Annotated in this window: 11 protein-coding genes; 6 read left to right on the top strand and 5 right to left on the bottom strand. The window is 75.2% G+C overall.

Features of this window, described 5'->3' with window-relative positions:
• Window positions 1-1,702, bottom strand: a 1,702-nt coding sequence (locus ABT263_RS32190) for a DEAD/DEAH box helicase (RefSeq protein ID WP_352295795.1), incomplete at its 3' end; no start/stop codon positions are given.
• Window positions 1,703-2,417: 715 nt separating this feature from the next.
• Between ABT263_RS32190 and ABT263_RS32185 the strand changes: the two genes are divergently transcribed.
• Window positions 2,418-3,146 (top strand): ferritin-like fold-containing protein, encoded by a 729-nt coding sequence (locus tag ABT263_RS32185; RefSeq protein ID WP_329489484.1) that lies wholly within the window; start codon window positions 2,418-2,420, stop codon window positions 3,144-3,146.
• A gap of 24 nt (window positions 3,147-3,170) precedes the next feature.
• Here the strand turns inward: ABT263_RS32185 and ABT263_RS32180 are convergent, their stop codons facing one another.
• From ABT263_RS32180 to ABT263_RS32170, 3 genes are all read right to left on the bottom strand, one after another.
• Window positions 3,171-3,488 (bottom strand): hypothetical protein, encoded by a 318-nt coding sequence (locus tag ABT263_RS32180; protein ID WP_329489485.1) that lies wholly within the window; start codon window positions 3,486-3,488, stop codon window positions 3,171-3,173.
• A 125-nt stretch (window positions 3,489-3,613) separates the two neighbouring features.
• On the bottom strand, window positions 3,614-3,841 hold the full coding sequence (locus tag ABT263_RS32175; RefSeq protein ID WP_329489486.1) for a DUF3107 domain-containing protein: 228 nt from the start codon (window positions 3,839-3,841) through the stop codon (window positions 3,614-3,616).
• A 131-nt stretch (window positions 3,842-3,972) separates the two neighbouring features.
• Complete coding sequence (locus tag ABT263_RS32170; protein WP_329489487.1) at window positions 3,973-4,635, bottom strand: TetR/AcrR family transcriptional regulator; 663 nt, start codon at window positions 4,633-4,635, stop codon at window positions 3,973-3,975.
• A gap of 208 nt (window positions 4,636-4,843) precedes the next feature.
• Between ABT263_RS32170 and ABT263_RS32165 the strand changes: the two genes are divergently transcribed.
• From ABT263_RS32165 to moeZ, 5 genes are all read left to right on the top strand, one after another.
• Window positions 4,844-5,767 carry an alpha/beta fold hydrolase gene (locus ABT263_RS32165; RefSeq protein ID WP_352295794.1) on the top strand — a complete coding sequence of 308 codons (924 nt, stop codon included), beginning with the start codon at window positions 4,844-4,846 and terminating at the stop codon, window positions 5,765-5,767.
• Window positions 5,768-6,164: 397 nt separating this feature from the next.
• The gene (locus tag ABT263_RS32160; protein ID WP_352295792.1) at window positions 6,165-7,781 is read left to right on the top strand and encodes a DUF3492 domain-containing protein; all 1,617 of its coding nucleotides are present in this window, start codon (window positions 6,165-6,167) and stop codon (window positions 7,779-7,781) included.
• Window positions 7,781-8,944, top strand: coding sequence for a hypothetical protein (locus tag ABT263_RS32155; RefSeq protein ID WP_352295789.1), 1,164 nt, complete (start codon window positions 7,781-7,783; stop codon window positions 8,942-8,944). The genes ABT263_RS32160 and ABT263_RS32155 overlap by 1 nt, the downstream gene beginning before the upstream one ends.
• A gap of 89 nt (window positions 8,945-9,033) precedes the next feature.
• Window positions 9,034-10,059 (top strand): NAD-dependent epimerase/dehydratase family protein, encoded by a 1,026-nt coding sequence (locus tag ABT263_RS32150; protein WP_329489491.1) that lies wholly within the window; start codon window positions 9,034-9,036, stop codon window positions 10,057-10,059.
• A gap of 263 nt (window positions 10,060-10,322) precedes the next feature.
• Window positions 10,323-11,501, top strand: a complete 1,179-nt coding sequence (moeZ, locus tag ABT263_RS32145; protein ID WP_329489492.1) for an adenylyltransferase/sulfurtransferase MoeZ — start codon at window positions 10,323-10,325, stop codon at window positions 11,499-11,501.
• A gap of 59 nt (window positions 11,502-11,560) precedes the next feature.
• Here moeZ and ABT263_RS32140 read toward each other — a convergent pair whose 3' ends face one another.
• Window positions 11,561-14,392: a flippase-like domain-containing protein gene (locus ABT263_RS32140; RefSeq protein WP_352295786.1), complete on the bottom strand. Its 2,832-nt coding sequence runs from the start codon at window positions 14,390-14,392 to the stop codon at window positions 11,561-11,563.
• Window positions 14,393-14,490 lie beyond the last annotated feature (98 nt).

Genomic DNA, 14,490 nt, shown 5'->3' with positions numbered 1-14,490 from the left:
GAGGACGCCAAGGGGAGGGGCTGGGCCGTGGGCGCCGGCGTGCTGGTGGTGGCGCGGTGGCGGCCTCGGCGACCGGCTCGGCCGTCGCCTTGGCCCGCGAGCGGGTCCGCTTCACGGCCGGCTTCCCCTCGGACTTCTCCGCGGTCTGCGCGGCGGCGGCCGGAGCGGCGGCCTCGGCGACCGCGGCGGGCGCCTCGGTCACCGCGTCGACGGCGGTCTCGCCGGCGGCGGCGCGGGGACGGCGACGGCGGCGGCGCGGGGCCGCGCCCTCGCCCTCGGCACCCTCGACGGCCGGAGCCGCCGGGGCGTCGACCGCGGCGACGGCCTCGGTGGTCGCGTCGAGCACGGCGTCACCCTCGACCGTGGAACCGCCGCGGGTGCGACGGCGCTCGCGGGCCCGGCGGGCGGGCTTCTCCTCGGCCGCCTCGGCGACGGGGGCGGCGCCCCGGCCGCCACCGGTCCGGCCGCCCTTGGGGGCGCGACCGGGCGCCGAGCGGGCCCCGCGACCGCCGGTCTCGCCGAGGTCCTCGACCTCCTCAGCGCCCAGCCCGGCCCGGGTCCGCTCCGAACGCGGCAGCACACCGGTGGTGCCCTTGGCGATCTTCAGCAGCTCGAACAGGTGCGGCGAGGTGGAGTAGGTCTCCTCCGGCGCGTTGAACGACAGGTCCAGCGCCTTGTTGATCAGCTGCCAGCGCGGGATGTCGTCCCAGTCGACCAGGGTGACGGCGGTGCCGGAGGCGCCGGCGCGGCCGGTCCGGCCGATCCGGTGCAGGTAGGTCTTCTCGTCCTCGGGGCACTGGTAGTTGACGACGTGCGTCACGCCCTCGACGTCGATGCCGCGGGCCGCGACGTCGGTGCAGACCAGGACGTCGACCTTGCCGTTGCGGAAGGCCCGCAGGGCCTGCTCGCGGGCGCCCTGGCCGAGGTCGCCGTGGACGGCGCCGGCCGCGAAGCCGCGCTGGGTCAGCTGGTCCGCGACGTCGGCCGCGGTGCGCTTGGTGCGGCAGAAGATCATCGCCAGCCCGCGGCCGTCGGCCTGCAGGATGCGCGAGACGAGCTCGACCTTGTCCAGCGAGTGCGCACGGAAGATGTGCTGCTCGGTGTTGGCCACGGTGGTGCCCGTGTCGTCCGGCGCGGCGGCGCGGATGTGGGTCGGCTGGTTCATGTACCGGCGGGCGAGGCTGATGACCTGGCCCGGCATGGTGGCCGAGAACAGCAGCGTCTGCCGCTTGGCCGGCAGCATGGTCAGGATCTTCTCGACGTCGGGCAGGAAGCCCAGGTCGAGCATCTCGTCGGCCTCGTCCAGGACGAGCGAGCGGACCCGCGAGAGGTCCAGCTTCTTCTGCCCGGCCAGGTCCAGCAGGCGGCCCGGGGTGCCGACGACGATGTCGACGCCCTTCTTGAGCGCCTCGACCTGCGGCTCGTAGGCCCGGCCGCCGTAGACGGCGAGCACGCGCACGTTGCGGACCTTGCCGGCGGTCTGCAGGTCGTTGGTGACCTGGGTGCAGAGCTCGCGGGTCGGGACGACGATCAGCGCCTGCGGGGCCTCGTGGAGCTGCTCCTCGGTGCCCCGGCCGGCGTCGACGTCGGCCCGGACGACGACCCGCTCGATCAGCGGGAGGCCGAAACCGAGGGTCTTGCCGGTGCCGGTCTTGGCCTGGCCGATGACGTCGTGGCCGGTCAGCGCGACCGGGAGGGTCATCTCCTGGATGGGGAAGGGGTGGATGATGCCGACGGCCTCCAGGGCCTCGGCGGTCTCCGGGAGGATCCCCAGGTCCCGGAAGGTGGTCTTGATGGGTTCAGCGTTGGTGGACAGGGTGCTGCCTCTTCCGTGTGGAGGGGCCGAGAACGAGCGGCGGGCGGGCAGCCGCGCTGCTGCGTACGGGCCTGGACGGCCCTGGTACAGCTGCGTGGACGCACAACCGCGCCGGTCCCTGCGGCCGGCCGGTCCGCGGGGCCCGGTGAGGGGCGCGGTCACGGCGGCGTCGGGGAGGATTCCCTTGAGGGACCTGCGCGGGACCTTGCGCCGTGCGGCGCGGTCTCGGCGGCCCTCGCTCGGCCACTGATGCGGTGCCAAGGCTTGAAGTCCAAGCCATGGTCGGAGCCGATCGGCTCTCCGACCGGGCATCCGCGTACGTGAGTGCCCGGCTTCCGGTGCGGGCACGTCCTGCCGGACGGTGCCGCTACGAAGCGGGCTTGCCCGGCGCACCGAGACGGCGGTGACACCGTGCGAGCACTACGGACCTCGCTACCACCATACAGTCACGCGACGACTCGAACACGTGACGCGTCTGACACCGCCCGCGCCGTACCGTCGCGCCGGCTCCGCGCCGGGCTCCCCGCGCACCGGTCGCGGAGCGGGTGCCGGGGGCCACCGCGCGTGTGCGGGGGGCCGCGCCGGACTAAGGTGGCAGGTCATGGAGACCCATGGTGAGACGCAGGACGACACGGCCGGCTCGATCGGGGACTGGGCGAGCTGCTCGGCCGATCCGGGCTACCGGGCGGCCGTGCTGGACCTGCTCGGCGCCCTCGCGTACGGCGAGCTGAGCGCCTTCGAGCGGCTCGCCGAGGACGCCAAGCTCGCGCCGGGCCTCGCCGACAAGGCCGAGCTGGCCCGGATGGCCTCCGCCGAGTTCCAGCACTACCAGCGGTTGCACGACCGGCTCGCGGAGGTCGGCGCGGACCCGCAGGAGGCGATGCGGCCGTTCGTCGAGCCGCTGGAGCTGTTCCACCGGATGACGGCGCCCTCGGACTGGCTGGAGGGCCTGGTCAAGGCCTACGTCGGCGACGCGATCGCGACGGACTTCTACCGCGAGGTGGCCGTGCGGCTCGACGACGACACCCGGGACCTGGTCCTCGGCGTGATGTCGGACACCGGGCACGCCCAGTTCGCGGTCGACAAGGTGCGGCAGGCCATCGAGGCCGACCCGCGCTCGGGCGGCCGGCTGGCGCTCTGGGGCCGGCGGCTGATGGGCGAGGCGCTGAGCCAGGCCCAGCGGGTGGTGGCCGAGCGCGACGCACTCTCCAACCTGCTGGTCGGCGGCGTCCAGGTGCAGGGCTTCGACCTGGTCGAGGTCGGCAAGATGTTCAACCGGATCACCGAGGCGCACACCAAGCGGATGGCCGCGCTGGGGCTCGCCTCCTGAGCTGCCCGGCCGGGCCGGCGGGGCTCAGGCGTGCCGCTGCCGGCGGTGCGCGCCCGCCCGGTGCGGGCGGTGCCGGTGGGCGGGCTGGCGCCCGGCCGCGAGGTCGGGCCGGGCCAGCACCGAGGTGAGCAGTGCCGAGGCGACCGCCGCGATGCCGATGCTGGCCGCCGGGACCCGGCCGTCCAGCGTGAAGTGCGTGATCACCCCGCTGAGCAGGGCCGACACCAGCGCCGTCCCGAGCGTCAGCCCCCGGCCGGCCGGGAAGTACGCCGGCAGGGCCAGCAGCGCGGTGGCCCCGACGATCAGGCCGACGAGGGCGAAGGCGATCGACTCGACCAGCAAGGGTGCCTCCCCGGTGCGGTGGGCGGCTCCGGACGGCCGCACTTGTCGCCGTACCCCGGTCCACCCGGCCGTACACGCAGTGGTGCCCCGTTCCCCGGGCGGGGAACGGGGCACCACGAAGCAGCTCAGAGCGTGCCGAACCCGACCTTGCGGGCGGCCTGCTCGCCGATCTCCACGTACGCCAGGCGCTCGGCCGGGACGATGACGCGGCGGCCGTGCTCGTCGGTCAGCGCGAAGAGCTTCGAGGGGCCCTCCAGCGCCTTGGCGATCGCGCTCTCGACCTCATCGGCGGTCTGCGAGCTCTCGATCACGATCTCGCGCGGCGCGTTCTGCACGCCGATCTTGACCTCCACGACTTCCGTCCCTCCGGGTTGCAGCCAGCCACGCGCGGTCACCGGACCGCCTGGGACAAGCGTTCGTGGTGATCGCGCCGTACGGCTTCACCATAGAGCACCGGATCAGTGCCCTGGCGAAGGTCGGCGGATCACTGGTCGGCGGCCTGCGCCTCGGCGGCCTCGGCGGCGGGGTGCATCGGGAAGCCCTTCAGGCCGCGCCAGGCCAGGCTGGCGACCAGCCGGACGGCTTCGTCGCGGGGGATCTCCAGGCCCTGGGAGAGCCAGTAGCGGGCGGTGATCTGGGCCAGGCCGCAGACGCCGGCGGCGAGCAGCTTGGACTCGGCCTCGGGGAGGTCGGTGTCCTCCTGGATGACCTTGCTGACCAGGGTCGCGCTGGCGTCCGAGGCCCGCTCCACCCGCTCGCGGACGGCCGGCTCGTTGGTCAGGTCCGACTCGAAGACCAGCCGGAAGGCACCGGACTCGCTGGAGACGTAGTTGAAGTACGCCTCCATCGTCGCGGCCACCCGGTGCTTGTTGTCGGTGGTCGCCGCGAGCGCCTCGCGGGTCGAGTCGACCAGGGCGTCGCAGTGCTTGTCCAGCAGCGCCAGGTAGAGCTCCAGCTTCCCGGGGAAGTGCTGGTACAGCACCGGCTTGCTGACCCCGGCGCGGTCGGCGATGTCGTCCATGGCGGCCGCGTGGTAGCCCTGCGCGACAAACACCTCCTGGGCGGCACCGAGCAGTTGTTCACGGCGGGCGCTTCGCGGCAGGCGGGCACCGCGCGGGCGCTCCTGCGCCTCCTGGATGGCCGTCACGGCGCTCCTCACTTCACGGGTTGTTCGGGGCTGGCAAGATGACCGATTCTACTTTTCGGTAACCGCGTTCGCGCTTGGCGAGCGTGAGAAAAGCACCGAGCCCCCTTGTCAGGAGCCCACAATACGGCGCTGACCACCGGCGACGGCAGTGGTGCGACGAGAGCTGGGACGGCCCCGGTGCACCCGCGGCTCACTACCATCGTCCACCATGAGCGGCGCCGAGCAGCGGGTACGTACGGAGGCGGGGGATCCCGCGGGGGTCCGGACGGTCGGAACCGCCGGTGCGGAACTGGCGGTGCACCGGGCCGGCGGCGAGGCCGCCGGCGGCCGGGAGCAGGCACTCTTCGTGCACGGACTCGGTGGCTCGGCGGCCAACTGGACGGCGTTGATGCAGCGGCTGGCAGGCCTCGTCGACGGGGAGGCGGTGGACCTGCCCGGCTTCGGGCACTCGGCGCCGCCGGCCGACGGGGACCTCTCCGTGTCCGGACACGTGCGCGCGGTGACCGGCTACCTGGAGGCGACCGGCCGCGGCCCGGTGCACCTCTTCGGGAACTCGCTCGGCGGCGCCGTCGCCGTCCGCCTCGCCGCGCTCCGGCCCGACCTGGTGCGCAGCCTGACGCTGATCTCGCCCGCGCTGCCCGAGCTGCCGCCGCGGCGCACCGCCTGGCCGACAGGGCTGCTCGCGGTGCCCGGCCTGCCCGCCCTGCTGGGCCGGCTGCCGTCGAACGGCCGCAGCCCGGAGGACGCCACCGAGGGCCTGCTGCGGCTGGTCTACGGGGATCCGCGGAGCCTCTCGCCGGCGGCCCGGGCCGAGGCGGTCGCCGAGTACCGGCGGCGGACCGCGGTGCCGCACGCGATGCGGGCGCTGACCGGCTCGGCCCGCGGGATCGTCTCGGCGTACACCGAGCGGGGCGAGCAGGCGCTCTGGCGGCAGGCGGAGCGGGTGACGGCGCCCACGCTGCTGGTGTACGGGCTGCGCGACAAGCTGGTCTCGTACCGCTCGGCGCGACGGGCCTGCGCGGCGTTCGGGGACGCCCGGCTGCTGGTGCTGCCGGACTCCGGGCACGTGGCGATGATGGAGCACCCGGAGCGGGTGGCCCGGGCGGTGCGGGAGCTGCTGGCGCGGGGCTGAGCGGGGGCGCGGAGCCGCCGGCGCGGGGCCGGGCGGGGGCGCGGAACGGGCCCGGCGGGGGCGTGGGGACGGACGGGCGGTAACGCCCCGCTCCGGGGCGAGGTCACGCCGGTTCACTCGTTCAGGTGGCAACCAGGCATGTGACCGATGGAGGGCCGGGGCCCGGTCCTACCTTTCTGCTGTCGGACCGAACAGGTGTGGGGGAGTGGCGGCCGCCGGAGGAGCCGGAGGGCGGCCGCACGCAGGGAGCCGGTGGTGCGACCGCCGGCCCGGGCCGCGGTGCTTCCGGCCGACCGGACTCCTCCGCCCGGGCCGCACCCGTGCCCGCACGGGGCGCCCGGGTGCCGATCGAGCCGCTCCAGCCATCCGTCGTCCCGTTCTGTTCTGGAGGTCTCCCGTGCGCGTTGCACTGCTCACCGAGGGTGCCCGTCCGCACCCCGGACACGGCGTCGGCGGCTGGTGCGCCCGGCTGGTGGAGGGTCTCACCGAGCACGACTTCGAGCTGTTCGTCCTGGCCGGCGCGGCCGGTTCGGGCATCGCCGAGAGCCCGCTGGGGCGCTGGCTGGGGGTGCACGAGCTGGCGCTGTGGGGGCGCCGCCCGGCCGGCCGGCTGCCCGGCGCGCTGCGCGGACGCCAGTACGCCCGGGCGTACGAGGAGCTGGTCCGGGCCCTGGTGATGCCGGGCGAGCGGGCCTCGTTCGGGGCGGGGCTGTACCGGCTGGCGGCGCTCGCCCGGGAGGACGGCGGCCTGTCCGCGTTCCTGGCCTCCGCCGCCGCCCGGCGCACCCTGGAGCGGGTCTGGCGCTCGCCCGGCGCCGACACCACGGCCGGGCAGCCGCTGGTCCGTGACGTGCTGGTCGCGGCGGACCTGCTGGAGCAGTGCCTGCGCCCGCTCTCGGCCCCCTGGTACGGCGCCGGGCCGGGCGGCCTCGGCTCGGCCGACCTCTGCCACGTGGTCGGCGGCGGTCCGGCGGCGCTGCCGGCGCTGGTGGCCAAGCGGCTGCACGGGGTGCCGTTCGTGGTCACCGAGCACGGGCTGCACCTGCGCGAGCAGTACCTCGGCTACCGCGAGGCGCCCTACCGCTGGCCGGTCCGGGCCCTACTGCTCTCCTTCTTCCGCTCGCTCACCGGGGAGACGTACCGGCAGGCCGCGATACTGACCCCCGGCAGCGCCCACGACCAGCGGTGGCAGCGCCGCTGCGGCGCCGACCCGGCGCGGACCAGGGTGGTCCACGAGGGCACCCCGGCGGTGGCCCGGGCCGCGGCCGGGCCGGAGCCGGCCGCGCCGACGCTGGCCTGGGCGGGCGCGCTGGAGCCGGGCCGGGACACCGAGCTGATGCTGCACGCCTTCGCGCGGGTCCGCGCCGAGCTGCCCGCGGCCCGGCTGGTGGTCCACGGCGAGGAGGCCGTCCCGGGCTACCGGGCGCACTGCGAGGCGGTGGCCGACCGGTTGGGGGTGGCCGGGGCGGTGGAGTTCGCCGGGCGGCCCGACCCGGTGGCGGCGGCCTGGGAGAGCGGCACGGTGGTGGTCTTCTCGGCGCTCTCGCAGCGCGGCCCCCGGCTGCTGGCCGACGCGATGCTGAGCGGCCGGGCGGTGGTCTCGACGGACGTCGGGGTGGCCCGGGAGGTGGTGGGCCCGACCGGACTGCTCGTCCCGCCGCGCGACCCGCGGGCACTGGCGGGCGCCTGTCTGGCCCTGCTGCGCGACCCCGAGCGGCGGGCCCGGCTGGGGCTGGCGGGCCGGTTGCGGGCGCAGGAACGCTTCGCCGTGGAACCGGTGATCGGCGCGTTCCGGGAGATCTACCTGGAGCTGGTCTCGCAGTGGCCGGCCTTCCCGGCGGCCCGGTCCGGTGGTGCGGCCGCCGAGCGGCCCCGTCCGTTCGCCCGGCCCGCCGAGTACTGGCTGGCCGACCGCCGGGACGGCGCCGGCACCGGGCAGCCGGCCGGCGAGGGGCAGGGCGAGGGCGCGGGCGAGGCGTCCGAGCGGCCCGGCGCACTCGCGGAGGCCCTCTGATGGCCGGCGGCGCGCCGGTCGCCGGGAGCGGCCCGGCCACGGGGCCCGGAGTCTTCGGCGATCCGGTGCGGGAGGTGATGGCGGAGCACCGGGAGCTCTGCGAGCGGGCCGTCGATCCGTTGGAGATCGCCGCCGGGCTGGAGGAGGCGGGCTGCGGGCCGGAGACGGCCGCGCGCTGCCGGCACGCCGATCTGTTCTCGCTCGCCGACGAGCTGTACGCCCGGGTGCCGCGCCGTCCGCCGCCGGACCCGGCGGCGGCGGACGGCCACCGGCCGCGCCGGTGGGGTGCGGCGCTCCGGGCGGCGGCGCTGGCCGTGCCACCGGTCGGGGCGGCCGTCGGGGCGGCCGGGCGGTGGCCGGTGCTGCTGCCGGCCGCCGCCGTGCTCGCGCTGGGGTCGGCGGTGTCCGCCTCCGACCGGGCCGACCGGGCCGACCGGGCCGGCGGGGCCGCGGCCGGCGCTCCGCCCGTCGACCTGCCGGACGCCGGGCTCGGACCGTCCGCCGGGGGCCCCGGCCCCCGGGCCCGGCGGTTGCGGCCGGCCGGGCTGGGCCACGGGTGCGGGGTGGCCGCCCTGCTGCTGCTCCCGCTGGCCGGGGTCGGCGCCGGGTTCGGGGCGTCCGGCACCGGGGACACCCGGGCGACGGCCGCGCTGGTGCTGGCCGCGGCGCTGTCGGCCGGGTCGGCCGAGTGGGCGGCGCGGTGGTTCCGGCACATCGCCCGCGGCCACCTGCGCGTGGCGGGCACCCTCGCGGAGTTCCGGGCCCGGATGCGGCCGGTGCTGCCGGTGGCCGTCGCCCTGCACCTGGCCGTCCTCGCGGTCCTGACCTTCGCCGCCCTCGCGGTGCTGACGGCCGTGGCGCCCCGGCCCGGGCCGGGCCCCGGCGGCGGACTGCCGCACCTGGTGGCCGAGCGGGCCGACCCCGCCCAGTGGGCGGCGCAGGGTGTGCTCGGGCTGCTGCTGGTGCTGCCCGCGCTGCTGGCCCGGTCCGGCCGGACCGCCGCCGCCGCGCTGGGCGCGCTCGCCGGGCCGGCCGCCGTCGCGGCGCCGCTCCTCCTGGGCCGCTCCGCGCCGACGGCCTGGCTGCTCGGCGGCGGCGCGGTCGCGCTCGCCCTGGTGGCGTACGCCTGGCCGGTGCTCGACCGGGCCGACACGCACCGCTGAGCCCGGCCCCACCGAACCGTTCGACCTCCCCGTTGTTCACTCTGTCCGCCAGGTCGTACCCGACCTCGCTTCGTGGAAGGACACCCCCGATGAGGGTGCTGCTGCTGGGCGCCGACGGCTTTATCGGCCGCCGGGTCACCGATCGTCTGCTCGTGGACCAGGAGTTGCAGGTGACGGTGCTCGGCCGGCGCGACTCGGCCGACATCCGCTTCGACCTGACCACCGGGAGTCCGGGCGCGCTCGCCCGGTTCCTGGACGCGGTCGCGCCCCAGGTGGTGATCAACTGCGCGGGCGCCACCTACGGCAGCTCGCGGACGCTGATCCGGGCGAACACGCTGGCCGTCGCCACGGTCTGCGAGGCGATCCGGCGCAGCCGGGAGCCGGCCCGGCTGGTGCACGTCGGCTCGGCGGCCGAGTACGGGCCGGTGCCGGGCGGGGTCCCGGTCTCGGAGGGCGCCGAGCCGCGCCCGGTCGGCCCGTACGGGGTCTCCAAGCTCGCCGGGACGGAGCTTGTGCTGGCCTCCGGGCTGGACGCGGCGGTGCTCCGGGTGTTCGACGTGGTGGGGCCGGGGGCGCCGACGGCCTCGCTGTTCGGGCGGCTCGCCGAGGGACTGCGCCGGGCGCTGGAGCGCGAGGAGTCGCAGGTGCGGATGCCGGACCTGTCCGGATACCGGGATTTCGTCGACGTCCGGGACGTCGCCCGGGCGATCCAGGCGGCGGCGGTGTCGGCGGCCACCGGGGTGATCAACATCGGCAGCGGGCACGCCGTCCGGGCCCGCGAGGCGGCCCAGCTGCTGGTCCGGGCCTCGGGCTTCGAGGGGGCGATCGTGGAGGAGAACCGGCCGGTCCTGCTCCCCGCGCAGGCCGGCGGGCCGGTCGAGCACGTCGACCGGCACGCGGACCGGCACGTCGACCGGCACGCGGGCCAGCACGGCGGCCCGTACCACCGGCCCGCGGAGGCACGGCCGGCCGAGGGGCGGGGCCCGGCGGGCGAGCCGGTGCCGTGGCGCCAGGCGGACGTGCGGACCGCCCGGGACCGTCTCGGCTGGCGGACACAGGTGCCGCTGGAGGAGTCGCTGGGTGACGTCTGGCTGGAGACGGCCTGCCGGGTCTGACCCGCCGGCCCGTGGTGCCCGGGTGCGCGACGGCCCCGCTGAGGCGGGCCGCGGCGCTCCCGGGCGCCCGTCGTCCGCCGCCCCGGGGGCTCCGGCGGGCGGTCCCAGCATCCGAGGCCGGCTGTCTCGCCAGTCGGACGGACTGTCTCGGAATACCGGGGCGGCATGACACTGTTGGCCTAGCTGAGCCACCGCGGTGGCGGAGCGTGAAGCCACTAGAGGTCGGCCCCTGGCCACCTGAACCGACGACCATCGGAGTCCCCGTGTCGCTGCCACCCCTGGTCGAGCCGGCCGCCGAGCTCACCGTCGACGAGGTCCGCAGGTACTCCCGCCACCTGATCATCCCCGACGTGGGCATGGCCGGGCAGAAGCGGCTGAAGAACGCCAAGGTGCTGTGCGTCGGCGCCGGCGGCCTGGGCTCGCCCGCGCTGATGTACCTCGCCGCCGCCGGCGTGGGCACGCTCGGCATCGTCGAGTTCGACGTGGTGGACGAGTCCAACCTGCAGCGGCAGATCATCCACGGCCAGTCGGACATCGGCCGCTCCAAGGGCGAGTCGGCGCGGGACTCGGTCAAGGAGATCAACCCCTACGTGGACGTGATCCTCCACGAGGAGCGCCTCGACAACGACAACGTGATGGAGATCTTCTCCGGCTACGACCTGATCGTCGACGGGACCGACAACTTCGCCACCCGGTACCTGGTGAACGACGCCGCGGTGCTGCTCGGCAAGCCCTACGTGTGGGGCTCGATCTACCGCTTCGACGGCCAGGCCAGCGTGTTCTGGGCCGAGCACGGCCCGTGCTACCGCTGCCTCTACCCCGAGGCCCCGCCGGCGGGCATGGTCCCGTCCTGCGCCGAGGGCGGCGTGCTGGGCGTGCTCTGCGCGTCCATCGGCTCGATCCAGGTCACCGAGGCGATCAAGCTGCTGGCCGGTGTCGGCGAGCCGCTGGTCGGCCGGCTGATGATCTACGACGCCCTGGAGATGAACTACCGCCAGGTGAAGGTCCGCAAGGACCCGAACTGCGCGCTCTGCGGCGAGAACCCGACGGTCACCGAGCTGATCGACTACGAGGCCTTCTGCGGCGTCGTGTCGGAGGAGGCCCAGGCCGCCGCCGCCGGTTCGACGATCACCTCGAAGCAGCTCAAGCAGTGGCAGGACGACAAGGAGGACATCTTCCTGATCGACGTCCGCGAGCCCGGCGAGTACGAGATCGTCAACATCCCCGGCGCGGTGCTGATCCCGAAGAACGAGTTCCTGATGGGCAACGCGCTGGAGTCGCTGCCGCAGGACCGGAAGATCGTGCTGCACTGCAAGTCGGGCGTCCGCTCGGCCGAGGTGCTGGCCGTGGTGAAGGCGGCCGGGTTCTCCAACGCCGTCCACCTCGGCGGCGGCGTGCTCGGCTGGGTGAACCAGGTCGAGCCGCACAAGCCGGTCTACTAGCAGACGCCGGAAGGGCCCGCCGGAGCGATCCGGCGGGCCCTTCCCGCGTACCGGGAGCCCTACAGGGCGCCCTTGCGCTGGAGCATGTTGTAGGAGATCCAGCCGGGCAGGACGGGCAGCCAGAAGGTGAGCGCCCGGTAGAGGAAGACCGCCGGGGTGGCGATCGTCGGGGGCACGTCGGCGACGGTGAGCGCACCGATCAGGGCGACCTCGACCGGGCCGATGCCGCCGGGGGTCGGGATGGCCGAGCCGGCCGCGTTGGCGGTCAGGAAGACCACCGCGACCGCCGAGAAGCTGATGCTGCCGCCGAAGGCCTGCACCGAGGCGTCCAGGCAGGCGGTGAAGGAGAGCGTCAGCAGCAGGATCCCGCCGAAGCCGGTGACCAGCTTGCTGGGCGTCTGCATCAGGTCGAGCATCCGCGGCACCACGCCGAAGAACAGCGAGCGCAGCCGGTTCAGCACGAACCGCCGCAGCGGCGAGACGGCCGCGACCACCAGGGCGAGCACGGCGGCGGTCAGCACGCCGATGATCACCGCGCGGGAGGCCGAGAGGTCCCCGTTGGTCTGGCTGCCGGTGATCAGGCCGAAGCTGAACAGCAGCAGCAGGTGCCCGGCCAGGCCGGCCAGCTGGGAGGCGCCGACCGAGGCGACCGCCTGCCCGGAGCGGATGCCGGCCTTCTGCAGGTAGCGGGTGTTCAGCGCGATGCCGCCGATCGCGGCCGGCGCCACCAGCTTGACGAAGGAGCCGGCCAGCTGGGCCGCCACGGTGCGGCGGAACGGCAGCTTCTCCGGGACGAAGCCGGTCAGGCTCATCGAGGCGGCGACGTAGCTGAACGCGGCGGCGGCGAGCGCCACGGCCGCCCAGGCCCAGTCCATCTGGGAGAGCTTGAGCTGGGCCGGTTTGATGGTGGTCAGCGCGAGGTACGCGGCGAAGGTGAGCGCGATCACCATGATCAGGCTCTTCGGCTTCAGCCGCTCCAGCTTGGCCGTCTCGGTCGGCGCCTCGGGGGCGATCTGGAGGATCTGGCCGCGGATCCGGCTGAGCAGGTCCTCCCCGGCGAGCGCGATGTCCTCCTCGGCCTGCTGCTGGGTGCGCTCGCCGGCGGCGACCTGCTCCAGCGCCTGGGCCCGGGCGGCGGTCTTGCGCTCCTTGGTGAGCTTCTTCAGGTCGACCCTGGTGGAGCGGCTCAACCCGACCGGCTGCAGCAGCGGCAGCGCCTGCGCGACCCGCTCGGCGCCGAGGACGGCGTTGGCGGTCGCGACCGCCCGCTCCGGGCCGATCCGCAGGGCGAAGGTGGTGAGCAGCTGGGCGACGTCGATGCGCAGCGTCAGATCGGTGGCGGCGATGTCGCCGCCGGAGAGGTTGACCAGGCAGGCCGCCTTCTCGTCGACCACCAGCAGCGACTCGCCGGTCAGCCGGCGGTGCGCGATCCGGCGCTCGTGCAGGGCGGCGACGGACTCCCAGAGCGAGGCCATCACCCGGTCGGTGACCTCCTCGTCCGAGAGGTCGTCCAGGATGCGGCCCTCGACGTTCTCGTAGACCAGGATCGCGGCGTCCGGGCCCAGCTCGGAGGTGGCCACCAGCTGCGGCGAGTGGGCGCCCGAGGCGGCGGCCGCGTAGGCGATCAGCGCCTCCTGCTCCAGCGCCTGGCGCAGCGACTGAGGGCTGCGGCGGACGGCCACCGAGCGCAGCCGCAGCCGCCGCCAGGCGCGGTAGAAGAAGCCGGAGGCCTGCTGCTCGCGGTCGATGATGTGGACGTCCAGCGGCGGGCCGCTCTGCTGGCCGACGTAGTAGCGGCGGGTGCCGCCGGGGGCGTCGGGGGCGCGGTGGGCGCTGGCCGGGGTGAAGCCGACCTTGCGCAGGCCGATCATCAGGTGCTGGCCGGTGGGCCGGATGTTGGGCGAGCCGATCGCGTACAGCGTGCCGTACGCGACGGACCAGCCGATCAGCACGGTGAGCAGCAGGGACAGCGGGGTGGTGTAGCCGCCGAGCAGCTCGGTGAGCCCGCTGAAGACCACCACCACCCAGAGGGCGACCCGCCAGCGCGGCCGGCTCGACATGCCGACCGCGGTCATGTAGGCGATCACCGGCGCCAGATAGCCGTGCACCGGGTCGGTGAGGGTGCCGTTGCTGTCCATCGGCAGCCGGGTGAGGGCGTCCCGGATGTGCTCGGAGGCGCCTTCGGCCACCCACCAGTCGATGCCGAGCGAGACGCCGTAGGAGAGCACCGAGGCGAGGACGCCGTCGGCGACCCGCAGGCCGTCGCGTTTGATCAGGCGCTCGACCGCGAAGGCGAGCGGGACGGCGAGCACCGCGACGCTGGAGACCAGGCCGGTGATGGTGGCGAGCACCGGGGAGAAGCGCGGCGCGTTGGAGGCGATGTCCAGCTCGATGCCGGTGGTGGTCGAGGTCGCCACCCCGGCCAGGACGAACACGGCGACTATGCCGAGGACGCCGGCCAGGAAGCGGATCAGGTCCGACGGGCGGTGCGCGCGGGCGGCGAGCAGCGGTTCGTCGACGTCCAGGTAGGGGGTGTCGTCCAGCGGGTCGTACCCCTCGTACCCCGCGTGCTCCTGCGGCCGCTCCTGTCCCTCGGGTACCAGGAAGGGCTCCTCGGGTACCGGGGGCGGTTCCTCGGCCGCCGGGGACGGCTCGGGGACGGCGGGCGGCTCGGGCTGCTGGGCCGGGACGCCGGCCGGGGCCGGTCCGGGCGCCCCGGCCCCGGGGACGGCTCCGGGTTCGGTCGGCTGCGGGGTCTTGATCGTCCGGTCCTTGATCAGGGAGACTTCGGGTGTCGGCGTGGCGGCGGGCTCTCCACCGGGGCTTGCGGGCATGGTGTCGGAGGACTCGTCGGAGTCCTCGCCCTCGCCCACGTCAGCCGTCCCGGTCATCTGGTCTTGTCCTCGTATCACCACTCACCGCCCCGAAGATGGTGGCATGCCGCGGCGCCCCGTGCTGGACAGGGGCCGGATCGGGCGCGGCGGATCAT

It is taken from the genome of Kitasatospora sp. NPDC001603, assembly GCF_040298365.1.
Taxonomy (GTDB): domain Bacteria; phylum Actinomycetota; class Actinomycetes; order Streptomycetales; family Streptomycetaceae; genus Kitasatospora.
Note: the sequence above shows the minus strand (reverse complement) of the source record. Positions and strands in the feature narration are given on the sequence as shown.

Coding starts and splice junctions, on each gene's coding strand:
- ABT263_RS32185 (WP_329489484.1), top strand. CDS start 2,418: ATGGAGACCCATGGTGAGACGCAGGACGACACGGCCGGCTCGATCGGG.
- ABT263_RS32165 (WP_352295794.1), top strand. CDS start 4,844: ATGAGCGGCGCCGAGCAGCGGGTACGTACGGAGGCGGGGGATCCCGCG.
- ABT263_RS32155 (WP_352295789.1), top strand. CDS start 7,781: ATGGCCGGCGGCGCGCCGGTCGCCGGGAGCGGCCCGGCCACGGGGCCC.
- ABT263_RS32150 (WP_329489491.1), top strand. CDS start 9,034: ATGAGGGTGCTGCTGCTGGGCGCCGACGGCTTTATCGGCCGCCGGGTC.
- ABT263_RS32140 (WP_352295786.1), bottom strand. CDS start 14,392: ATGACCGGGACGGCTGACGTGGGCGAGGGCGAGGACTCCGACGAGTCC.